The organism is Acidovorax sp. ACV01, assembly GCF_014851495.1.
In the GTDB taxonomy this organism is placed as follows: Bacteria; Pseudomonadota; Gammaproteobacteria; order Burkholderiales; family Burkholderiaceae_C; genus Acidovorax; species Acidovorax radicis.
The window spans coordinates 339,360-362,208 of record NZ_JACUZT010000002.1; the positions used below are offsets into that span (position 1 = coordinate 339,360).

Genomic DNA, 22,849 nt, shown 5'->3' on the forward strand with positions numbered 1-22,849 from the left:
GTACGGACCCCGGCCGATCGCTACAGCGACACCGCCGGCCCACTCCACAGATCCAGCGGCGGGTCGGCGGCCACCGCACGCAGGATGTCGGTGCGCGAAATAAAGCCCGACAGCGCCCCCGCTTCGTCGGTCACCGGCAGGCCGGGCAGGCCGGTGTCCAGCAACACAGCGGCCACGCGGCGCAGTTCGGTGTCGGGCGCCACGGTGGGCACGGGGCTCACCATCACTTCGGACACGGGACGGCGCGCCAGGTCGATGGCCTGCTTGACGGCGCCCGGCTCGGGCAGCAGGTCCAGCGGCGCCATGTCGGCCCGCAGCAGCAGCCCGATCACGCGGCCCAGCGCATCCACCACGGGGGCCTGCGCCACCTTGTGCTCGGCCAGGGTCTGCCAGGCGTCGTTCACGCGGGCCTCCGGCTGCACACTGAGGGCACCGGTGGTCATCACGTCGCTGACCTTGGTGAGCGGCTGGCGGGCCACCTGGGGGCCTTGTCCGGTCTGGGCGTAGGCGCTCACGGCGTCCTGCATGCGTAGGTTGACGACCGCGGGGGCTGTGGCGGCGTCCGACGTTGCAGGGTGAGGCGGTGTGGGGAAGGCTGGTGCGGGTTCACCGGGCACATCCAGCGCCCGGGTGTGCAGCGCCTGGGGCCGCTGCACGCGCCGCACCGGCGAGATCTGCGACAGGTTTTCCGGGCCTCCCCGGTACATCTGCCCCGATGGTCCGAACACAAAGAACATGTTTTCCTCCTCCAACGGGTACGCCTTGCAGGCCCGCGAAGGGTGTTCGCGTGGGGTACTGCCCTACTCATGTTATCGGCAGTTGTGCGGCGCGCATGCAATGGAGGTTGTGTCCGCATGTTGCGGGCAACCCCTACACTGCCTCCCTTTGCCCCATCGGAGCCCCTTGCATGATCGACCGCGCCGCTATTGCCGCCGCCCGCCGCCACATTTCCGCCGCCCAGCCCGACTTTCTGCGCACCACGCCGCTGATGCGCGTGCCGGGCCGATCCCTGGGCGTGGATTGCGGCGAGGTCTGGCTCAAGCTGGAGCACCTGCAGGTGGGCGGCAGCTTCAAGGCGCGCGGCATGTTGTACCGCCTGCTGGCCAACCCGGTGCCAGACAGCGGCGTGATCATTGCCTCCGGCGGCAACGCCGGCATTGCCGTGGCCGCCGCTGCCAAGGCCCTGGGTGTGCGCTGCGAGGTGTTTGTGCCTGAAGTCTCGCCCGAAGCCAAACGGGCGCGCTTGCGTGCCCTGGGGGCAGAGGTGGTCGTCACAGGCGCAGCCTATTCCGAAGCCTTTGAAGCCTGCGTCGCCCGCCAGAAGGCCACAGGCGCGCTGCAGGCCCACGCCTACGACCAGCCCGAAGTGGTGGCGGGCGCGGGCACCCTGGCGCTGGAGATGGAAGAGCAGGGCGGCCGCCTGCCCGACACGGTGTTGGTCAGTGTGGGCGGTGGTGGCCTCATCGGCGGTGTGGCCGCGTGGGTGGAGAGCCGCGCCCATGTGGTCGCGTTGGAACCCGAACGCGCGCCTACCCTGCATGCGGCGCGCGCTGCGGGTCAGCCAGTGGATGTGGAAGTGGGTGGCGTGGCCGCCGATTCCCTGGGCGCCCGTCGCATCGGCGCCATCGGCTGGGAGGTGAGCCAGCGCCACGTGCACGATGCGCTGCTGCTGCCCGACGACGCCATCCGTGCCGCCCAGCTGTGGCTGTGGAAGGAGCTGAAACTGGCCGTGGAGCCCGCTGCCGCCCTGGGCCTGGCCGCATTGCAAACCGGCGCATACAAGCCCCAACCGCAGGAAACGGTGGCGCTCATTCTTTGCGGCGCCAACTTTGACCCTGTCAGCCTCGCCTGAGCCGAGACCGACCGCCCCTTTAAAATCGACACTATGCTTGACATCCTTCTCCTCCGCAAAGACCTCGACACCGCCATCGCGCGGCTGGAAACCCGCAAAAAGCCCCAGGCCTTCCTGGACGTCTCGGCGTTCCAGTCCCTGGAGTCCGAGCGCAAGACACTCCAGACCCGCACTGAAGAGCTGCAGGCCCAGCGCACCCAGCTGTCCAAGCAAGTCGGCATGCTGATGAGCCGCGGCGACAAGGATGGTGCCGACGCCGTCAAGGCCCAGGTGGCCGCAGGCAAGGTGGAGCTGGAGCAATCCGCCGCCCGCCTGGAACAAGTGCAGGCCGAACTGCTGGCCATGCTGGTCGCGGTGCCCAACCTGCCGCACGAATCTGTGCCGGTGGGCAGCGACGAAGCCGGCAACGTGGAAGTACGCCGCTGGGGCACGCCCGGCACCTTCGATTTCGAAGTGAAAGACCACGTGGACGTGGGCACACCGCTCGGCCTGGACTTCGACATGGGTGTCAAGCTCTCTGGCTCGCGCTTCACCGTGATGAAGGGCACCATCGCCCGCCTGCACCGCGCACTCGCCCAGTTCATGCTGGACGTGCAGACCCAGGAGCATGGTTACACCGAGTGCTACGTGCCCTACGCCGTGAACGCCGACTCGCTCAAGGGCACCGGCCAGCTGCCCAAGTTCGAAGGCGATTTGTTCGCGGCCAAGAAGGGCGGCCAGGACGGCGAGCCCGTGCCCGACAACGCGGCGCTGTATCTCATCCCCACCAGCGAAGTGCCGCTGACCAACTTTGTGCGCGACGTGGTGGTGGCCGAATCCGAGCTGCCCATCAAGCTCACGGCCCACACGCCGTGTTTCCGGTCCGAGGCCGGCAGCTATGGCCGCGACACGCGCGGCATGATCCGCCAGCACCAGTTCGACAAGGTCGAGATGGTGCAGATCGTGCACCCCGAAAAGAGCTACGAAGCGCTGGAAGAAATGACCCGCCACGCCGAGGCGGTGCTGCAAAAGCTGGGCTTGCCCTACCGCGTGATGAGCCTGTGCACGGGCGACATGGGTTTTGGCGCGGCCAAGACCTATGACTTGGAAGTGTGGCTGCCCGCGCAGAACACCTACCGCGAGATCAGCTCGGTGAGCAACTGCGAGGCCTTCCAGGCCCGCCGCCTGCAGGCCCGCTTCAAGAACGCGCAAGGCAAGAACGAGTTGGTGCACACCCTCAACGGCTCGGGCCTGGCCGTGGGCCGCACGCTGGTGGCGGTGCTGGAAAACTATCAGCGCGCGGACGGAACCGTCGAGGTTCCGGCCGTTCTCCGCTCCTACATGGGCGGAGTGTCGGAGCTTGCTCCGACCTGAGCGGATAGTTTCTGTGTAGGCTCACTTTCGCAACGCGAAAATTAAGCGAAGCGTGCCGGAACTACAACTACCAGCGCGCTGACGGCTCCGTAGAGGTGCCAGAGGTACTGCACCCCTACATGGGCGGAGTGTCGGAGCTGACACCCGCGGCCTGACCGGCCACGTGTTGCGCCCCGGATAGGCTTCGGCCGGGCGCACCCCGCAGGGCCTGCCCATGCAAATCAAATGCGTGGACAGGCCCTGGTGTTTTTGCGGTCCTGCAATGGCAGTGGGCCGCCGATTCGGGACAATGCAGTCATGACTTCTCCCGACACCCCTCCTGGCATCGCCTCGCCCAGCACCCCCATCCGTCTCACCCAATACAGCCACGGTGCAGGCTGTGGCTGCAAGATCAGCCCCAAGGTGCTCGACGTGATCCTGGCGGGCAGCGGCGCCCAGAACCTGGACCCGCGCCTGTGGGTGGGAAATGCGTCGCGGGACGATGCTGCCGTGTACGCGCTGGACGACGAACGCGGTGTGGTGTCCACCACCGATTTTTTCATGCCCATCGTGGACGACCCGTTCGACTTCGGGCGCATTGCAGCCACCAATGCCATCAGCGACATCTATGCCATGGGTGCCGACCCCCTGATGGCCATTGCCATCCTGGGTTGGCCGGTGAATGTGTTGCCGCCCGAGGTGGCACGTGAGGTGGTACGCGGCGGACGCGCGGTGTGCGACGCCGCAGGCATCCCGCTGGCCGGCGGGCATTCGATAGATGCGCCGGAGCCCATCTTCGGGCTGGCCGTGACGGGCGTGGTGGAAAAGCGCCACCTCAAGCGCAACGACACCGCCACGGCGGGCTGCCGCCTGTACCTGACCAAGCCGCTGGGGATCGGCATCCTCACCACCGCAGAGAAAAAGGCCAAGCTGCTGCCCGAGGACGTAGGCCGCGCGCGCGACCTGATGTGCACTCTCAATCAGCCCGGCAGCCGTTTTGGCAAGTTGCCGGGCGTCATGGCCATGACCGATGTCACGGGCTTTGGCTTGCTGGGCCACCTGGTCGAGATGGCCGATGGCAGTGGCCTGACGGCGGCCCTTGACTATGCCGCCGTACCGCGCCTGAGCGGCGTGGAGTACTACCTGGCCGAAGGCTGCGTGCCCGGCGGCACCCAGCGCAACTTCGACAGCTATGGCGCCAGGATTGCGCCGCTGGACGACACGCAGAAGCAACTGTTGTGCGACCCACAGACCAGCGGCGGCTTGTTGGTTGCCGTGGCACCCGAAGGCGAGAGCGATTTTCTGCAGATGGCGGCCGGGTGCGGCTTGCAGCTGGCGCCCATCGGCCACTTGACCGCGCGACAGGCCTTCGCTGTCGTTTTGGGCTGACCATGGAGAACTTGGCCGACTACCGGCACATCCTTCTGAACGATGTGCCCATGATGGATGTGCGTGCACCCGTGGAGTTTGCCCAGGGGGCTTTCCCTGCAGTGGTCAACCTACCCTTAATGGACGATGCCGAGCGCCAGCAGGTGGGCACCTGCTACAAGCAGCGGGGCCAGCAGGCGGCCATTGCGTTGGGGCACTCGCTGGTATCCGGCGACATCAAGCGGGCGCGCATCCAGGCCTGGGCCGAGTTTGCACGGGCCCATCCGCAGGGCGTGCTCTATTGTTTTCGCGGCGGCTTGCGCTCCCAGATCGTCCAGCAGTGGCTGCAGACCGAAGCGGGCATCGACTACCCCCGTGTGATCGGTGGTTACAAGGCCATGCGCACCTTCCTGCTGCAGACCACGCAGGCTGCCGCGCAGGAATGCCGGTTTGTAGTGCTTGGCGGGCTCACGGGCACCGGCAAGACCGAGTTGATCGAACAGCTGGCCAGCGGACTTGACCTGGAGCGGCACGCGAACCACCGGGGATCCAGCTTTGGCCAGCGTGTGAGCGGCCAGCCCGCGCAGATTGATTTCGAGAACCAGCTGGCCATCGACATCCTCAAGAAGCGCGCGGCAGGGCAGCGGCTGTTCGTCGTCGAGGACGAGGGCCGGCATGTGGGGCGCTGCGCTGTGCCGCTGGAGCTGAGGCTGTGCCTGGAGCAGGCCCCGATGGTTTATGTCGAGGAGCCCTTTGAAGCCAGGGTTGAGCGCATCCTGCGGGACTACGTGGTCGCGCAGTGCGCCGAGTTTTGTGCTGCGCAGGGCGAGGTGCAGGGGTTTGGCGCCTTCTCTGCCCGCCTGCTGGAAAGCCTGGACAAACTGCACAAGCGCCTCGGGGGAGATCGTCACCAGCTGCTGCGGGCGACGATGCTCCGCGCCCTGGCCCAGCAGAAGGCGCTGGGCGATGCTGCGCAGCACCGCGACTGGATCACGGCGCTGCTGCGGTATTACTACGACCCTATGTACGCCTACCAGCGCGAGAGCCGGGCTGACCGCATTGAGTTTCAAGGTGCATACGGTGAAGTCCTTGCTTATTTGCGGGAACGCGCCGGGCTCTCAAGCTGCCAGTCGTGGGGACCCTCTGCACGAATCACCGCGCCGTGTGCATCTGCGGCCACTTGCCGGTTAATTCGTGCAGAGGATCCCTAGCGCAGGCGACGTCGAAAAGTCCACCTCTGCCTGCGCCAGGCGTTGCATGGCGGGGATCAGTGCCCGCGTATCACCACGGCGCCACTGGAAGCTGTACTGCAGCGGCGCTAGTGGCGTGCGTGCGCCCGGGGTACGCAAACCCAGCGGGCCCACCCACCCCGAGGGCAGAAACCCCACACCCACTTTTGCGCGCAGCATGCCCGCCACGGCCCCCAGGCTGTTGCACAGGATGTGCTCGCGGACGGTGACACCTTGCGCCAGCAACCAGTCGTCCAGCAGCCGCGTGGTGCCAGCGCCTGGCGGCAGCGTGACGAGGGGATGCTGTTGCAGCAACGCTTTGATGCCCAGGCGGCTGGCGCCCGCTAGGCTGGGTGATATGGCCCAGGCGAAGCGCGCGGCGCCCACGGGCTGCGATAGCAGTGTGCTGCGCGACGAGCGTCCTGCGATCACGGCGAAGTCCAGTTCGCCGCAGTCCAGGCGGCGCTCCAGCACCCCGCCCACATCCACGCAAGGTTCCAGAGCCAGGCGTGGGTGCGTTCGCCGCACTGCCGCCACAAAGGTGGGCAGCCACGTGAGCGCAGAGAGGTCGCCCACGCCAAAGCGGCAGCGGCCCGCAAGCTCCTCGCGGGAGCCTAGCGCATGGCCCAGCGCCGCCATGGCGTTGAGTACTTCCAGTGCGGCCGGCAGCAGACGCTCCCCCGCCTCGGTGAGCACGGCACGGTGCCCGCTGCGGTCGAACAGCGACTGGCCCAGCGTGGACTCCAGTTCGGTGATGCGTTTGGACAGCGACGAGACCGACAGGTGCACCCGCTCCGCTGCCGTGGCGAAATTGGTGCAGGTGGCCGCCCACCAGAAGGCTTCAAGTTGTTTGACCGAGGGATGGGGCATGTGCAGAGATATTGGCAAAAAGCGAACAAAGTCATTCTAAATATTCCGCTTTTATTCACTGATATAGAAATCTACAGTGGCGCTGATTCCTTAACGCAATGACCATCTGCCATGCCCGTCTCCACTGCTACGCCGTCTACCCCCACGCCGCGCTCGCCTGCTGTATTGCGCCGCATGCTGTCGCTGCACGACTTTGAGGACGCCGCGCGCAGGCGTCTGCCTCGGCCCATCTTCGGTTACATCGCCGGTGCGGCGGAGGACAACGCCTCGCTGCGCGACAACCGCGCAGCGTTTGGAGACTTTGCCTTTGTGACGCGGGTACTGCGCGATGTATCGCAACGGTCGCAATCCGTCGAGCTGTTTGGCGAACGCTACAGCAGCCCTTTCGGGATAGCGCCCATGGGCATCAACGCGCTGTCCACCTACCGGGGCGATCTTGTGCTGGCGCGTGCTGCACGGCGCATGGGCATTGCGTCTGTGATGAGCGGTACGTCGCTGATTCCGATGGAGGACGTGGCCCGCGACAGCCCGGGCACCTGGTTCCAGGCCTACCTACCTGGCGATCAGGCGCGCATTGATGCGCTCATCGACCGCGTGGAGCGTGCGGGTTTTCGCACCCTCGTCGTCACGGTGGACATCCCCATCTCCGCCAACCGCGAGAACAACATCCGGACGGGTTTCTCCACACCCTTGCGCCCCAGCCTGCGTCTGGCATGGGATGGTCTCGTTCGGCCGCGCTGGGTGGCGGGAACCTTTTTGCGCACGCTGCTGCGCCACGGCATGCCGCACTTTGAAAATTCGTTCGCCACGCGCGGTGCGCCCATTGTTTCTTCCACGGTCCTGCGCGACTTCTCGGCACGCGACCATCTGAACTGGCGCCACATCGAGGCCATTCGCCGCCGCTGGAAGGGGCCCCTGGTGGTGAAGGGCCTGCTCAGCGTGGAGGACGTGTTGCAGGCACAGCGTGCCGGGGCCGATGGCGTGGTGTTGTCCAACCACGGAGGGCGCCAGCTCGACGGGGCCGTATCGCCGATGCGCGTGTTGGAAGAGGTGGTGGCCGCTGTAGGCGCTGGCTACCCGGTGCTTGTGGATGGAGGCTTTCGGCGCGGCTCCGACGTGCTCAAGGCCGTTGCGCTGGGCGCGCGTTTGGTGCTGGTGGGACGTCCGTTCAACTATGCAGCCGCCGTCGCCGGGGAGGCGGGGGTGCACCACGCAATCACGTTGCTGCGCGACGAGGTCGACCGCAACCTTGCCATGCTCGGTGCCACGGGTTGCAGCGAACTGGGGCCCCAGCACATCGTGCGCCAGCGGGGTTGAGAGGCAGATTTCAATGGACGGCACGGAAGTGCACCCTTATCCGTCCAAGGCGTCCAAAGAAAAAGCCCTGCGCTATTGATTGGATAGCATCAGGGCTTTGTCAGTGGCGGAGAGGGTGGGATTCGAACCCACGGTAGTGTTGCCACTACGCCTGATTTCGAGTCAGGTACATTCGACCACTCTGCCACCTCTCCTGTGTGTCGAAGCCTGCGATTATAGCAAGGTTTTCCGGGGCACCAGCGCCTCTTCCCCTCTCCCACTCCAAACGCGGTCACCTGTTGTGTAGCTGGCGTGCGCTTCGTCTGGCGGGGCTCCTGCCTGTAATTGCCTGTAATCGCTTTGCTTTTGGGGCCTGCCTACAGTCGCATCACTGCTTCAAAAAACGCAGTACCAAGCAACCCGGCGACAGGACATCAGGTAGGAGTCCCCATGGATATCAAGCTGCGATTTGTGAACCAATCCCGCGACGGCAACAAGTCGGAGGTGGTGATGTATCAGAAGAACCAGCTCACCAGCATGGCTTCGCTTGCAATGGCCTGGAAGGTGATCCGGTTCTGCGGACGTGACTGTTACCACCCCTTTGTTTTCCCAGCGGGTTTCGAAGTGGGCGTTGCCGATGAGTACGGCAATTTTTCACCCCGCATGGCCGCAGAAAACGGCCAGATGCTCAGGCTGGAATCCACCGCATCGGGTTCCCGGCGCCTGCGGCGTGCGGGGCCGGCCAATGCCTCCAATGAACTCGATGTGCTCAACGACCTGGGCCAGGGCGCGGTCAATGTCTGCGTATTCAGGGACGGCCGGATGGTGGGCATGAAGACTTCCGTCACGCCGGGCCAGAAGGCGGTTTTCCAGTACCAGCCGGTGCTGTGGATTGGCGTGGCCTCCCAGGTTGCGCAGGGCGTGGCGATCAGCTCTGCCGTCATGAGCAATGCCAACTCCGAGCTGTCGCTGTTGGGCATCGCCAGTGCGGACATCGTGATGTCGGGCGGTGGGCCTGGCGAGGGCTCCACGCCCTACGAATTCAATCTCGAGAACATCGTCCAGATCTGACCGAACAGGCAGAACAGGACACGCAGAGTTCGCCTTCAGGGCCGCAGGGTCCGGGGGCAAACGGGCAACGCATGGCGTGTTGCCACCACTTTCACCAACAGGAGAAACTCATGGGCGTTCAACTCAATTTCATCAATAACTCCAACGACACGAACAACTCGGAGGTCGTGATATTCCAGAAGAATGTCGCCACCAATTTCGACGAACTGTCGGTGGCCTGGCAGGTCATCAAGTACTGTGGCCAGGGCGACAACCATCCGTTCACGTTTCCCATGGGCATGCAGGTGGGGGCCAGTGACAGCTACGGCAACTACACGCCGCAGCTGGATGCCCAAAATGGCCAGCTGTTCCAAATGGCTTTGACGACCTCTGGCGACAGGCTCGTGTCTGCAGGCAGTGGCACCAGTTCCAAGGAAGTGCAAGTGCTCAACGCCTTGCCCAAAGGGGCCATCAATGCCAGCTGCTACAAGGATGGCAAGCTCCTGGCCATCAAGACCTCGATTGCACCCCAGCAAAAGGCGGTGTTCGAGTTCAAGCCCACCATCTGGATTGGTGTGGCTTCCCAGATCGTGCAGGGCCAGGTGATGAACTCGGCCATTATTTCCAACATCAACACCGAGCTGTCGCTCCTGGGCATTGCCAGCGCAGACATCGTGATGACCGGTGGCGGCCCAGGCGCCAACTCCACGCCGTTCGCGTTCAACCTCGAAAACATTGTGATGTGCTGAAGCAGCGCGTCGGCGTGGGGCCGTGTAGTGCCCAGCGCCGATGCTCTGCAGCGCGCGCAGTCCACCCAGGAAGCATGCCGTGAACGAAATGGTCCAAAGAAGATGGAGCGCCATGGATGGCTGCCTGGTCTTCGACATCACCATCAACCGAGCACCCCACGACGATGTTCCTTCGTGTGTCAGCGTGTCCTGTAGTTCAGGTGAGTCGGAGAGCCAGCGGGTCACCGTCACCAGGCAATGGCCCGCCCAGCCCTTCGAGTTCAAATTCTCCTCGGGGTGCTATGTGTCAGGCTACCTGCAGCAAAAAACGCCGGTGCACATCGACGGCGCCCCCAATACGGCCATCTTTGCCGACATCCACTACGGCATGCGGGGGCAGGCGGATGACCACCACTTCGAAGGCATCATGGCGGCGTGCCCGATGCGGGGCCCCATTCCGCCCCCTGGCCCACGGCCACCTGCTCCCACGCCGGTGGTGCCTGCGCCACCAGCCCCACCAGTCGATCCTGTCGAGCCGCTGCCTGTCCTCCACAGCCATCCGGAGGAGCTGTTTCCTTACGTGTACGTACGCCGCTGGCCCAAGATCTCGGCCGCGGATCTTTTGTATGGCTTTGTCCAGTACACCGTTGCAAGCCCTCCTTTCAGCAGCTTTTTCGAGGACCTGGTAGCGGCACGCAGCCAAGGCCGCGAAGCCGTGCAGTCCCTGGCGCTGCAACTTATTGACGGAGACCCGCCCTATCAGGGGCTGTTCATCGGCCACATGGATTGCCTCCCGGGACCCATGAGCCAGTTTGCATCTTTGCTAGCGCAACTCCCCGCCTCGGATGACAAGACACGGGAGTGGCTGGCGGCTGCCCATGCGGAGGTCGCGCAGTTGCTGCAGCGGTACGCCCTGACCTGGGCCTACTTGGAGTCGGGAAACTATGCACAGGCGCTGGACAGGGTTTGGCAGAGTTACTTTGCCTTGATCATCACCCTGGGGTATGACGCGGGCTTGCTCGATGGGTTGACCCGCACCCTGCAGCTGGCGAATCTGATCGCGGTGGCTTTGCAGCCCGGCAGCCAGGGCATGGCCACAGTAGGCGCCGCTTCGGCAACGCCCGTGCTCCTGCAGCCGGCTCCAATCAGTTCCGCGCAGATTGCATCGCTGCGTGAGGCCACGGTGGTGCTGCCGGGGCAGGTGTTTCCTTTACCGTCGGCCGGCGCTGCAGACCACTCACCGCCCGTGGCGCGAGACGGCTGGATTGAGCCCTATGCCATTGGCGACTTGCAGATGGTGCGCCAGCGTTTGCTGTGCTACCAAAGCGGAGAGATCGCGCGCATAGAAAACGTGATGCGCGGTGAACGCCGGGAGGTCACGCACAAACGCACCCACCGGCAAAAGGATGAGCAAAAGCAGACCCTGGCCGAGATGCAGGTTCTGCAAAACGATGCAGCGGACGAACGCAGCAATTTGCAGGAGGAATCGCGCAAGACCGTGGCCGAAGCGACCGAGACCCACCAGTACAACAAGTTCACCAGCAGCTATGGCCCTCCCACCCAGGCCACCCTGGATGGCTCTTGGACCAAGGCAGTGCAGCAAGGCGCCAACCCGGGACTCGACGACACCATCCGCTTTGCCCGCGACATCCTGAACAAGACAGTTAACCGCGTCAGCCGCAGTGTCAGCCACACGCGCTCCAGCAGCAGCATGAGCCAGACCGAAGATGCCGTGGTCAGCCTGATCGACAACACCGCTGGCACCCAGAACATGCGCGCCGTATTCCGCTGGGTGAACAAGGTGTACGAGGCATGTGTGGTGAACTATGGCCAGCGCCTGATGATGGAGTTCATGGTGTGCCAGCCCGCCGCGGGTTTTATCGCACAGGAGCAGGCGCTGGCGGGGCAGGACTTCGCCAAGCCGCTGCCACCGCTGCAACTGGGGGTTGCCACCTTTGAGGACATCAAGGTGGATGGTCCACGCAACTATGCGCAGCTAGGTGCCTACTATGGCGTGCTGGATCTGGAGCCGCCGCCCTTGGCGGAGCGCTTCGCCTCGGCCACCTTGCGCAATGGCGAAGAAAAGCAGATTGCCGTCCCCGCAGGGTATTGCGCCACCAGAGCCTTTGTCAGCTGCATAGGCTCGTCCCCTGGGTTGCCAGCACCTGTTGTGCTGGTGGGGCAGCAACTCGTGACCCCTGGCACTGTGTCCAGTGCCGTGGTGATGCGCGGAGAGGACGAGACCGTGCCGGTGTCCGTGACAGACTATCAACCCGGTTTCTCGCCGCCTGGCGATTACCCGTTGCAGGTCAATGTAGAGATCAGTTGCACGCCTTCCAGTCGGTGCATGGACCAGTGGCGCATCCGCACCTACGCCAGCATCGTGCGTGGCTATCAGGAGCGGATGGCGGCCTACCATAGCCGGGCCCAGGGCGGGGGGGCGTCTCCCGCGCCCGCCTTGTCACCACTGGCCCATCGGCAGATTGAGCAGCGCGAGCTGAAGAACGCATGTCTGCGCCTGTTGCTGGAGCGCCTGCAGACCCTGACAGGCATGTCCGCACATGCCGCGTGGGGGTCTCCGCCGTCGCAGTTTGAGGTCAACGAACCCCGCTATTTGCAGTTCTTCGATGAAGTGCTGGAGTGGAACGAGATGGCCTACAGCTTTTATGCCAGCCCCGGCATGACTGCTGTGGGCCGGGTGCCTGAGCTGGGGAGTCTTGCGGCCGACGACGATGCCTTGTTCGCCAACTTCTTGCAGGCTGGCCAGGCACGTGTCCTGTTGCCCGTGCAGCCGGCGCATGTCATGGCCTTTCTCTATTTCTACTCGGCCGGCATGCTGTGGGTCGCCCCGGATCGCCTTGCCCCCGTCAATGCGGGCGATATAGCGTTGGCCAACGACCTCAAGCATGCAGGGCCCAGGCAACAGAACCCTGCGCACCGCCCGGGGCCGTGCTGGCAGGTGGTGGTACCTACAGCCATGCAGGTGCTCGATGCGTCGGGCGTCGAACAGGGCGCTGACCTGCCCGCCGTCGGGGAGGCTGCGCCATGACGGTGATTCCAGGGGCTGCCAGCCCCTTCTTTGGCCGAATCGGCTTTGGCGACCTGCCCGTGGGTTCTGTGACGGCTTTTGCGGGCACCCTGGGGCTGCCCGACAGCGCGAGCCCTCCCGCTACGGTGAGTCCGACCGCTTACACCACCAACCCCCTGGAGGCGTGGGGATGGATGGTTTGCGATGGCCGGTCATTGGCCTGTGTGGACTACCCCGAACTGTTTGCCGTGCTGGGCTACGTGTATGGCGGTGCCGACGACAACTTCAACGTCCCCGACTACCGTGGTTACTTTCTTCGCGGCATTGGCACGGGCACCCGCAACGACCCGGACATCGGCCAGCGCAGCAAGCCGCCGGGTGGCCAGGGGGCGAGCGATGGGGTGGGTTCCATCCAGCCGTTTGCCGTGCAGACGCATGAGCACACCTACAGCAGTGCACCTGCTCCCTCGGCCACGTCCCCTAGTGGAACTGCAGCAGGCGCGCCCAGCGTCACCAGCACGCTGACCACCGGAGGGCCGGTCGCGGGCGCGGGCCATGCGCAGGCGGTGCAGGTGAGCCCGAACGAGACGCGCCCCCTCAATGTGTACGTCAACTACCTCATCAAGTTCACCTACGGACTGCTCCCGCTTTTGAGATGACCGCGCACGTGTCCCCAGAACCCTTTCCAAGGAGAAAATTGCATGGCATACACCAACGTCCAATTCATCGGCTACGTGCTCGACACGGCGCCCCAGGTGAACCCCGATGGATCCAAGACCTATCTGGGGCTGAGCGATCCCAAGCTCGACATTGAAGCGCGCTGCGATGTGATGTTGCGCGCCATGCAAACGGCCCGGGATGCGCTGCCGCAGGCGTCTCCACCGACACCCGAGGGGGAAACCCTGAAGGTCTTCATGGCACCCGAGTTCTTTTTTCGAGGTGCCTCGGGTGCCTACCAGATGGACGATGTCCAACGCGCCATTGCCTCCTTGCAGCGCATGGCGGCCGATGACCAGTGGGTGGACTGGGTGTTCGTGTTTGGCACCATTTTGGGCGCGTCGTCGGTCACCCAGCAGACGCCGCCCTACGACATCGACCCACTCGCGAGCACCGAGATCTACAACTTTGCGCTGGTGCAGCAGGGGGGCATTGCGGCACAGGGCGATGCGGGGGCGCGGATGGTGATGAAGGAGTTGATGTCGGGGGTTGATTTCATCGCCACTGCCGTGAATCCGGGCGGCCTGTTGCTGGGCGACGTGGAATACTGGCCTGCATCGACCGGCGGTGGGCTGGGACGTGAGCAGCAAGAGGTCAACTATGACGGTGCCGGCGTGTTCGAGTTGGCAGGCATCACCTGGGGGCTGGAGGTCTGCCTGGACCACAGCGGCACGGTGCGCCGGCTGCAGAGATCGCCACAATTGCCGGGCCAGAAGCTGATTCAGCTGCAGGTGGTGCCATCGTGTGGCATGGGCATACAAGCGCCGAGCGTGATCACGCAGGCGGGCGGCTATGTCTTCAATTGCGATGGTTCGGGCGCGGCAAGCCACTCCACCCTGGTGCAGCAGGTGCCACCGTTGGCCAATGTGCCCTTGCTGAGCAGTGCACCGGTCAGCGATGCCGATGTCGCGCTGCAAAGCACCTCGCCGGTGGAGGATGTTGCTCTCAGTGCCCTGTACGCCAGGGGACCGGGCGTGGTCAATATCTATCCGGCACTGGCCTTGCCTGCACAGCAGGTGGTGGTCGGCAACATCGTATGCCTCGACTGGCCCGCCAGCCCCGACTACCGTTTCATCTTCCAGCTGGTCTACAACAGCAGTGGCAACTTCGTGACGCTGGTGTGCGAAATACGCAGCAAGAAGGCTAACTTCTATGGGAACAACTATTTCTTGCCGCTTTCGCTGCAGACGCAGGACTCCTGGAAGCAGGACGTGCGCATCCAGATGACCCTGGCGGCGGGCAGCAGCCCCTACGCTGGCGCCGTGTGGTGCAAGATCAACGTGCCGGGTTTCATCTTTGAAGGCAATGCCTTTGAGTTCAGTGCCACGTATAGCGGCCCGGCGCCGTTCACCATCTGGCAGTCTGCGGAAGGCCTGGGCGATGAAAACCCATGACGCTGGTGGCGCCGAGAGCGCACTGCATGCACTGAGCGTGTCGGTGGGCCCGCAGGCGTTCCAGGTGCGTGCCAGTGCGGCCAGAAGTGCGTTCTGGCACCGGTTGGAGGCCGGCGCGTGGGAGCCGCAAACCTTCGAGGTCTTCCGGCGTTTCCTGCAGCCAGACTGCTCATACATCGACCTGGGTGCCTGGATCGGCCCTACGGTGCTCTACGGTGCGGCACTGTCGCGCTGCGTGCATGCCGTGGAGCCCGACCCGGTGGCGTTTGCAGAGCTCGGCCGCAACGTGCAAGCCAACCCCGGGCTGTGCGAAAAAATCCACCTGTACCCCTTCGGCATTGGCGCGGAGTCTGGCCCGCTGCAACTCTACGCCGGTGGTCTTTACTACGCTGGGCACAGCGAGTTCGGAGACAGCATGTCGGGCATGCTGGCTGCGCCGGATGTGCCTGGCCAGCCCTGCCACGAGGCGCGGGGTGTGGACATGGAGCGCTTTCTGGACATGTATGCCGGGAAGGACTGCAACTTCGTCAAGATGGACATCGAGGGTGGCGAATACGCTGTGATTCCCGGCCTCTGGCGCCGCCTGTGGCGGTGGGGGCCACCGACCCTCTGCGTGTCCTTCCATGCTCCGGAAATCGCTCGGCGCGAATCCTTGGTGCGTGCCTGCATAGAAGAGCTGCTGTTGTGTTATCCGCGCTTTTATGCGGCTGCCGATACCAAGGCCGTGGCGCTCGAGGAACTGGCGGACGCGGTGCACGACTGGGGCGACGAAGCCCCTGGCAGCCCCTGGCGCAAGCTGGAAGCGCTGCTGGGAGCGGGTCTGGTGGCTACCAGCGAGGAGTGGTGAATGACTGCTGCACAAAATCGCCAGATCCTGATTGGGGTGCATGTGACGGGGGCTGGCGAAGGTCTGGCCGCCACGCTGTGCAGTATTTTCGAGAACACGCCGCTGCCCTTCGGGCTGCGGATACTGCCGGACAGTGTCCTTGCATCCCAGGCCCCGGCCGTGCAGCAGGTGCGGCTTGCCCCCGAGTCCCTTGTTCAGCGGTCCAGCCCGGCGCAGCCGGGGGCTGCCGCCTGTTTCAACCAGCTGGTGAGCGAGCCTGCCGACATCTATGTGTTTCTGGAAAACGGCGCGCGGGTCTGCCCTGGCTGGCTGGAGCTGATCTTGGCCGCGCTGGACAGCGATGCCAGCCATGGGTTGGCGGGCCCCTCCACCAACCGGGGATGGAACGAGCAGGCCGTGGCACCAGACTGCGGCGCTACCCAGGAAGCGCTGTGGGACCAGGCGGACGCCTTGCTGGCTCGCTACGGCAATGCCTGCGTGCCCCTGGCGCCCCTGCACAGCCTGGCAGACTTCTGCTACGTGGTGAAGAACGAGGTGGTGGCCGCCATTGGCGCGGCGGACACGGCATACACCCAGGGCCCCTGCTGGGAGATGGACTACAACGTGCGCGCCGCCCGCGCCGGCTTCCTGGGGGTCTGGGTGCAGGGCGCCTTCGTCCATCGTGCGCCCCGCTGCGCGGTGCTGGCACCTGTCCACGATGGACTGCTGGAGGCCAACAAGCGGCTGTACCAGGACCGGTTCTGTGCCTGGCGCAGCGAGAGCCATCCGCAGGCACCGCCCTATCACGGCCACTGCGCAGGGGATGGTTGCCGCTACTTTGCCGTGCCGGAGCAGATGCGCATCTTTGTGCCACTGCCCGGCAATGTGGCACCTGCGCTGCAGGTGCCCGAAGGCACCGCGCCCTCGGCGCCGCCCTTGCTGAGCTGCGTCATGCCCACGCGGGGGCGTGCAGCCTTTGTTGCGCAGTCGATCCGCTACTTCCAGCGGCAGGACTATCCCGCGCTGGAACTCATCGTCGTCTACGAGCAAGAGTCTGATCTCCCCGCCGGCATCGACGACCCACGCGTCCGCTGCATCCGCATGCCGGCCCGTACCAGCATTGGTGCCAAGCGCAATGAAGCGGTGCGTGTGGCGCGGGGCGAGCTGATCGCGCATTGGGACGATGACGACTGGTATGGCGCGCAGCGCCTGAGCCGCCAGGCCGCGCCCATTCTGCACAACCTGGCGGATGTCACCGGGCTCAACGACATGTTGTTCATGGCCCGGCCGCTGGCCGAGTTCTGGGCGAGCAGCCGGGCGCTGTTTCGTCGGATGTTTGTCGAAAACGTGAGCGGTGGCACCCTGGTCTTTCGGCGCAGCCTGTGGGAGCGCCAGGGGCGGTACCCCGATACATCGCTGCGGGAGGATGCGGATTTCCTGCTGAAGACCCTGCGGGGCGGAGCGCGGCTGTGCCGCATTTCGGGGCGTTCACTGTGCATCTATGTGCGCCACGATGGCAACACCTGGAAGTTCAAGGAAGGCCACTACTTGCAGCAGGCCGCCTGGGCCCTGGTGCCTGTACCGGACTGTCTGCCGGACGACGACCGCAGCTTTTACTTTCCTGCCACCCCTGGTGGCACGGCTGAGACAGGTGGCCCGCAGGCGCCCGCGATGCCGATGGTGTCGTGCATCATGCCCACCGCGGACCGGCGTGAGTTTGTGCCACAAGCCATTCGGAACTTTCTGGCGCAGGACTATGAACCCCGTGAATTGATCGTGCTGGACGATGGGCGCGACAGCGTGGCCGATCTGATCCCATCGCACGGCGGAATCCGCTACCTGCGCCTGGACCGCAAGTCCACCATCGGCGCCAAGCGCAACATTGCCTGCGAGCTGGCGCGTGGCGAGGTGATAGCGCACTGGGACGACGACGACTGGATGGCACCCACCTGGCTCAGTTCGCAGGTCAAGGCCTTGCGCGGCCAGGGGGCCGACATCTGCGGCCTGGACAAGGTGTTCTTCTATGCGCCAGACACGCGCCGGGCCTGGCAGTATGTGTACGACGGGCGCACGCCCTGGGTGTGTGGCGGCACGCTGTGCTACCTGAGGGAGTTCTGGCGCAGTGCCCCGTTCGCGGATATCGATGTGGGGGAAGACAACGCTTTTGTCTGGTCGGTGCGGGACAAGCGGATTGCCACCAACCCGGATCAGCATCTGTATGTGGCCCGTGTCCACGACCGCAACACCAGTCCCAAAGACACCTGGAACCGGCGCTGGCACAGCTACCCGGTGGAGCGCGTTGAGAGGCTCATTCGCTGACCCGCTGACTCTGCGGGAGGCTTACGGGTGGGTAGCAGGTGCCAGCCGGTATACCGGCTCGGGTTCTGGTGGATGGGCCTTGCTGGTGCTGGCGTAGGCTTCCATTTTCACGCTGCCGGCCAGCTCGTGGTGCGCGCGGTGGCTCAGCAGAACCGTCCCGGGGCCCGCCAGGCTGTTCAGGTGCAGCGTGACGTTGGCCGCGTGGTGGCTGTCCAGGGGCTCCCCGTGGGGCTGCAGGGTGGCCGTGTGCATGCCTCCCGATATTTCCAGGCGCACCCCATGCCGCACCTCCAGCATGCGGCTTCTTCGTTGCACACGGATGCACAGGTCCTGTGCCAGGGCTGCGGCCTGCTGCAGGTTCTGTGCGCTGCTGGGGCCCTGCTCGAAGTGGAACAGCATGCAGTCTCCCAGCGTCCCCGCGCCATGACCCTGGCCCGACTGCACGGCATTGGCGCACCAGCGCAACTGCTGTTCGCGGATCTCCTGCAGGTCGGACAGGGCCAGGGATGCGTCGCGGGCGGGGTACAGGCGCAAGGTCAGGCACAGGATGGCGCGCGAGGGAGCCCCGGGGGGTTGTAGCCTGGGACGTTCCAGCGAATCCATGGTGGCGTGTTGCGCCCGGCCGGATGCGGCGTGGGCTGCGGGGATGGGCCCCGCCGGGTGGCTGGGACCGCGGGGCTGGCCTGCCTGTGCCAGGCACCGGGCGAGGTCACCGTGCAGTTGCACGGCATCGGCGGTGCGCCGGCGCACATCTTTTTGCAAAGCCTGCTGCAGCAGCGTGCCCAGCGGACTGCCTTGCAGTTCCTCGGGCAACGGGACGGTTTCCATGCTCATCTGGCGTTGCAGCACCTCCGTCAGGCTGGCACCCTGGATGCTCGGCCGGGCGCTCAGGCACTCCACGAACATCAAGGCCCAGGCATAGATGTCGGTGGCGGGCCCGCACGCCTCGCCGCGCAGCTGTTCTGGCGCGCAGTAGGCGGGCGTGCCTTCGGCCCCAGCCGTGAACTGGGGTTCCCCGTGGTGGCTGGCAAGCCCGAAGTCCAGCACCTTGGCGTGCAAGTTGGTGCCGCTGGAAACCACCATCACGTTCTCTGGCTTCAGGTCCCGGTGCACGATGTGGTGGGCATGGAGGAAAGCCAGGGCATCGAGCAACTGCGCCATCAGCCCCGCCGTGTCCGGCAATGACAGCTTGCCCTGGCGCTGCAGAAACTCGCGCAGCGTTTCGCCAGCCACGTATTCCAGCACGGCAAACGGCACGCCCTCATGGGCCAAGCCTTTGTCGATGAGCCGGACCACGTGGATGTGTTGCAGCAGGGCCAGCACCCGGGTTTCCTGGTGCAGCCGTTGATGCACACGCCGCCGGTTGGCGGGGTCGCGCGCGGCCGGGGTGCTCGGAATCTTGATGGCCACGAACTGGCCGGTGCTGCGCTGCCTGGCCTTGAAGACCTGGCCCGATGCGCCCTGGCCCAGCAAACCCAGCGATTGATAGCCCGGCACACCCACGGGAAAACCGTGCGTGGGCACTCGTGTCATTGCAATGGGGCGCAGGCTCAGGCCACAAGCGACTCTTCAGCGTGGATCTGGCTGACCAGTGCCAAGGGGTCGAAATCGGCTTCCAGCTGCGTGCCCCGCGTGATGCGAAAGCACAGGCAGCCAAAGCGCAAGGAGCCCCGGCGCCGCTCGATCAGCTCGGGGACATGGGAGTCGCCGGGCATGGCCAGTGCAAGTTGTTTGCGCATGCGGAATATCTGAATGTTGAGGTGCCCGGGCTCCACTCCCAGCATCTTCGCCAGGCGCTCCAGCTCGACCCAGCCATGGGCCTGGCTGTCCCGATGGCGCTGCGCATCGGCCCATCGCAAGCGCGCGAGGGTCAGCAGGGCGTAGTGGTGGGTGCGTTCGCCCAGGTCGAACTGACGGTCTGCCTCCTGCACCTGCAGGCGCACATGCTCTTCATCCAGGCTGACGTTGAAATGCAGGCTCGTGCGCGGCCGGATACATGGAGCTGCGCCGACCATGGCCTCCATGGTCGAGGTGACCTCCTGCGCCGCCATGAAGCACCAGGGCTGGTTGGAAAATCGGATCTCGTCGCCGTCTTCCAGTACCCAGCTGCCCTGTGGGGTGGTGCATATCCACCGGCCTTGCTCGGCGCAGTGGATGGACACCTCGGCGTGCTCGCCCTGGGGCAGCAGGTTGGACCGCTCCAGCGGCACGGGGGCGCTGTCGTGGCCCAGGGGCCAGAGCAGATTGGAGGGGGCTGCAAGGTCTTCCACGACCCAGGCAGAGCCAGCATCACGCCCGAAACCGATGGTGCTTCCCACGCGGAGTGCAAAGGCACCGTTGTGGGACAGCAGCGCGCCATCGAGTAGGGTTCCGTTGCGGCTGTGGTCGTGCAGTTCCCATGCGGTGCCCGTCCAGCGGATGGAGGCATGCAGCTGCGAGGCGTCCGGGTTTTCCAGCAAGGTGTCCGAAGAACGGCCTCGCCCAAACACGTGGAGTGTCCGCAAATGGATCTTGCGCTGTGTTGCGCGGTTTTTCAGGATTGCCATCAGTCAGTCCCTCATTTCTTCTTCGTCACACCTTGCGGCGCGGTTTCCTTTGGCCCCGCGCATGGCTGAATGTGATGCCACGCAGGCCGTGGCATGCCGCTGCTGCGATTGCCTTGCGGGATGCCGCTGTGCAGCTGACGCCGGTTTCCTATCCGGGCGTTCGCCAAGAATTCCCGATGCAGCCCAAAGAGTGTGTTGGCGCAGTCCTCCCCGCGCAACTACCAAATCTGGTAGTTAACGTTCTGTTTGCAATTGCACGGGATCGAAATGCACGAGGCCCATTGGCAAGGCATCGCAAGCAGCCCTGCCACGCACCTGCCTTTCGACCGTGCTGCGTGCAGGGCCGGGCACTTTTCTTGTTGACCGCGGTGGCACGATGACGCTGAAAGCCTGCCGCCACAACGGTGCGCACAGCGGCGTGCAGACCCACGGGCATCGGTGCCTGCGGCCTGTAATGGCCTGTAATCGCCAAGCCAGAAGGTGGCTCCCACAATTTGTCCGGCGAGATGGCGTTTGCCATTCGCACCGATCCATTGACGGAGAAAACCATGCCTTACCTGTCTGACACTCAACGCAATCTGCTGGCGCCCGCTGGCGGGCTGCATCCTCGCAACGGCGCCACGGTGCCGACCTCGCAGCAGGCGCCATTTGTGAACGCCGCGTGCTGGGGTTGGGCGTTGAATGGCGAATACGTGAATGCCGATGACCCGTACGCAGCCACCACCATCTATACCTCGGACAACGGCGCTTTCGTGTTCAATGCCGAGCGTGTGCCCACCGGCCTGAACGCAGCGTTCTTTGCTGTCACCGACGTGATTTTTCCGCAGACGGTGCCGTACCACACCACACTGACCGCCAATTTCGCCAATGCACTGGGTGGCAATGTGGCGGCGCAGGACGCCTGCCGTTTTGCACTGATGAAGCTCACGGCAGAACTCAATGGGCACACGGTGTTGCCCGACACCGGCTCTGCGGTCTACACCATGGTCATGAAGTCACCGAGCTGGTACGGCTGGTGCCATTGGGGCATCGGCATCCAGGGAACGGGCGGCGGGGACACGACCTACCAGCAAAAAGTCAACGGCAGCGTCCTGAACCCCAACACCCTGCAATACAACTGCGGCGTGATGTGGGATGAAGGCCAGCCGCTGACCACGACGATCCGCATCGACGGCCTGTTGCAGACACAGGTCACCATGCTCAACAACGTGGTGTGACGCCATGGCTGCGCAAACCCGTGGTATCGACGTCAGCCACTACCAGGGCAATGTCAACTGGCCGAGTGTGGCTGGCAGCGACGTGGCCTTCTGCTTCATCAAGGCCACCGAAGGCATTGCCTATGTGGACCCGCTTTTCCGCGCCAACTGGACGGGCAGCGCGGCCGCAGGATTGCGCCGGGGCGCCTACCACTTCGGCCATGCCGGCAGCGATGCCGTCGCTCAGGCGCAGTTTTTCTACGACACGGTCAGCGCCGATGGAACGCTGGGGCCTGGGGACTTGCCGCCGGTGCTGGATCTGGAAACCCTGGATGGGCAACGCCCCGCCGAAGTCCTGCAATGGACCCTGGCATTCCTGTCCAAGGCCGATGCGCTGTTCGGGCGCCAGACCATGGTCTACACCGACACGGGCTTCTGGCAGGCGCTTCAGGCGCTGCCCGGCTGCCAGGTGCTGGCCTCCCGCCCGCTGTGGCTGGCCGCGTATTCGGCCTACCCCCATGTGCCACCACCTTGGTCACCCTTGTCGTCCTGGACGTTCTGGCAGTACAGCGATGGCTCCGTCAATGGCGGCAGCCCGGTGGCTGGCGTGGCGGGTGCCGTGGACCAGAACTGGTTCGCCGGCTCCGTGGCGCAGCTCGCCGCTCTGGGCTAGTGCCCAGGCCACCCATCACCGTCTGGACGGAAGGGGACGCTTCCCATCGTTTCACTTTCCCACCACCACACCTTGAGGAGATTCGCCATGACTTGCTATACCGATGCCACCGACACCAAAAAGATCACGAAGGAGATCGAGAGAAATCTGCAGGTTGACGACAATGCCATCGCAGTCCTGCAATTGATTGCCAGGCTTTGCTTGACGACCGAGCTCTCGGAGGACCCGATGACGCTGTGGCTGCGCTTGCTCAGCGAAAACGGCGTGACAGCGCAGAAGTGGAAGGGCAGCCAAGATGTCATCGAGATCTATCCCAGCGGTACACACGGTATTGGAAAAAGCGACAGATTGTGGTTCCAGCTGGGAGAGACATCGGTCGCTGTCATCAAGGCCTACGAAAGCGAACATTAGGCTCATGCGCCGGC

At 64.7% G+C, this 22,849-nt stretch carries 19 protein-coding genes and 1 tRNA gene; 15 read left to right on the forward strand and 5 right to left on the reverse strand.

Features of this window, described 5'->3' with window-relative positions:
• Positions 1 to 20: 20 nt before the first annotated feature.
• Positions 21 to 737, reverse strand: a complete 717-nt coding sequence (locus IB243_RS06115; protein WP_192425787.1) for an HPP family protein — start codon at positions 735 to 737, stop codon at positions 21 to 23.
• Between the two features lie 170 nt (positions 738 to 907).
• Between IB243_RS06115 and IB243_RS06120 the strand changes: the two genes are divergently transcribed.
• The 4 genes from IB243_RS06120 (at position 908) to mnmH (ending at position 5,763) form a co-directional block, all read left to right on the forward strand.
• Complete coding sequence (locus IB243_RS06120) at positions 908 to 1,852, forward strand: threonine/serine dehydratase (protein WP_192425789.1); 945 nt, start codon at positions 908 to 910, stop codon at positions 1,850 to 1,852.
• 33 nt (positions 1,853 to 1,885) lie between these two features.
• On the forward strand, positions 1,886 to 3,205 hold the full coding sequence (serS, locus tag IB243_RS06125; RefSeq protein WP_192425791.1) for a serine--tRNA ligase: 1,320 nt from the start codon (positions 1,886 to 1,888) through the stop codon (positions 3,203 to 3,205).
• Between the two features lie 297 nt (positions 3,206 to 3,502).
• Entirely contained in the window at positions 3,503 to 4,573 is a 1,071-nt protein-coding gene (gene selD, locus IB243_RS06130) for a selenide, water dikinase SelD (RefSeq protein ID WP_192425792.1), read from the forward strand.
• Positions 4,574 to 4,575: 2 nt separating this feature from the next.
• Positions 4,576 to 5,763: a tRNA 2-selenouridine(34) synthase MnmH gene (mnmH, locus tag IB243_RS06135; protein ID WP_192425794.1), complete on the forward strand. Its 1,188-nt coding sequence runs from the start codon at positions 4,576 to 4,578 to the stop codon at positions 5,761 to 5,763.
• On the opposite strand, the gene IB243_RS06140 is transcribed toward mnmH, so the two are convergent.
• On the reverse strand, positions 5,740 to 6,651 hold the full coding sequence (locus tag IB243_RS06140) for a LysR family transcriptional regulator (protein WP_192425795.1): 912 nt from the start codon (positions 6,649 to 6,651) through the stop codon (positions 5,740 to 5,742). The two genes, mnmH and IB243_RS06140, sit on opposite strands and share 24 nt — an antisense overlap.
• 111 nt (positions 6,652 to 6,762) lie before the next feature.
• Here IB243_RS06140 and IB243_RS06145 point away from each other — a divergent pair, with 111 nt between their 5' ends.
• Positions 6,763 to 7,968, forward strand: a complete 1,206-nt coding sequence (locus IB243_RS06145) for an alpha-hydroxy acid oxidase (RefSeq protein ID WP_192425796.1) — start codon at positions 6,763 to 6,765, stop codon at positions 7,966 to 7,968.
• Positions 7,969 to 8,072: 104 nt separating this feature from the next.
• Here IB243_RS06145 and IB243_RS06150 read toward each other — a convergent pair.
• Positions 8,073 to 8,162: transfer RNA gene (locus IB243_RS06150), tRNA-Ser, on the reverse strand.
• A 235-nt stretch (positions 8,163 to 8,397) separates the two neighbouring features.
• Between IB243_RS06150 and IB243_RS06155 the strand changes: the two genes are divergently transcribed.
• The 7 genes from IB243_RS06155 (at position 8,398) to IB243_RS06185 (ending at position 18,009) form a co-directional block, all read left to right on the forward strand.
• The gene (locus IB243_RS06155) at positions 8,398 to 9,018 is read left to right on the forward strand and encodes a hypothetical protein (RefSeq protein WP_192425797.1); all 621 of its coding nucleotides are present in this window, start codon (positions 8,398 to 8,400) and stop codon (positions 9,016 to 9,018) included.
• A gap of 110 nt (positions 9,019 to 9,128) precedes the next feature.
• A complete protein-coding gene (locus IB243_RS06160) occupies positions 9,129 to 9,746 on the forward strand; it encodes a hypothetical protein (protein ID WP_010463337.1) in 618 nt (205 codons plus the stop codon).
• An 88-nt stretch (positions 9,747 to 9,834) separates the two neighbouring features.
• Positions 9,835 to 12,774 (forward strand): hypothetical protein, encoded by a 2,940-nt coding sequence (locus tag IB243_RS06165; protein WP_225584820.1) that lies wholly within the window; start codon positions 9,835 to 9,837, stop codon positions 12,772 to 12,774.
• Positions 12,771 to 13,412 carry a tail fiber protein gene (locus tag IB243_RS06170; protein WP_192425798.1) on the forward strand — a complete coding sequence of 214 codons (642 nt, stop codon included), beginning with the start codon at positions 12,771 to 12,773 and terminating at the stop codon, positions 13,410 to 13,412. Before IB243_RS06165 ends, IB243_RS06170 begins: the two co-directional genes overlap by 4 nt.
• A gap of 42 nt (positions 13,413 to 13,454) precedes the next feature.
• The gene (locus IB243_RS06175; RefSeq protein ID WP_192425799.1) at positions 13,455 to 14,864 is read left to right on the forward strand and encodes a hypothetical protein; all 1,410 of its coding nucleotides are present in this window, start codon (positions 13,455 to 13,457) and stop codon (positions 14,862 to 14,864) included.
• Entirely contained in the window at positions 14,851 to 15,711 is an 861-nt protein-coding gene (locus IB243_RS06180) for an FkbM family methyltransferase (RefSeq protein ID WP_192425800.1), read from the forward strand. The genes IB243_RS06175 and IB243_RS06180 overlap by 14 nt, the downstream gene beginning before the upstream one ends.
• Complete coding sequence (locus IB243_RS06185) at positions 15,712 to 18,009, forward strand: glycosyltransferase family A protein (protein ID WP_192425802.1); 2,298 nt, start codon at positions 15,712 to 15,714, stop codon at positions 18,007 to 18,009.
• A 21-nt stretch (positions 18,010 to 18,030) separates the two neighbouring features.
• On the opposite strand, the gene IB243_RS06190 is transcribed toward IB243_RS06185, so the two are convergent.
• Positions 18,031 to 19,542: a protein kinase gene (locus IB243_RS06190; protein ID WP_225584771.1), complete on the reverse strand. Its 1,512-nt coding sequence runs from the start codon at positions 19,540 to 19,542 to the stop codon at positions 18,031 to 18,033.
• Positions 19,543 to 19,559: 17 nt separating this feature from the next.
• Positions 19,560 to 20,555, reverse strand: a complete 996-nt coding sequence (locus IB243_RS06195) for an FHA domain-containing protein (protein ID WP_192425803.1) — start codon at positions 20,553 to 20,555, stop codon at positions 19,560 to 19,562.
• 548 nt (positions 20,556 to 21,103) lie between these two features.
• On the opposite strand from IB243_RS06195, the gene IB243_RS06200 reads away from it, so the two are divergent.
• The 3 genes from IB243_RS06200 to IB243_RS06210 all read left to right on the forward strand — a co-directional run bounded on the left by IB243_RS06200 (position 21,104) and on the right by IB243_RS06210 (position 22,835).
• The gene (locus IB243_RS06200; protein ID WP_057227220.1) at positions 21,104 to 21,772 is read left to right on the forward strand and encodes a hypothetical protein; all 669 of its coding nucleotides are present in this window, start codon (positions 21,104 to 21,106) and stop codon (positions 21,770 to 21,772) included.
• A 4-nt stretch (positions 21,773 to 21,776) separates the two neighbouring features.
• The gene (locus IB243_RS06205; protein ID WP_192425804.1) at positions 21,777 to 22,424 is read left to right on the forward strand and encodes a glycoside hydrolase family 25 protein; all 648 of its coding nucleotides are present in this window, start codon (positions 21,777 to 21,779) and stop codon (positions 22,422 to 22,424) included.
• 87 nt (positions 22,425 to 22,511) lie between these two features.
• Positions 22,512 to 22,835: a hypothetical protein gene (locus IB243_RS06210; protein ID WP_192425805.1), complete on the forward strand. Its 324-nt coding sequence runs from the start codon at positions 22,512 to 22,514 to the stop codon at positions 22,833 to 22,835.
• Positions 22,836 to 22,849: the final 14 nt, after the last annotated feature.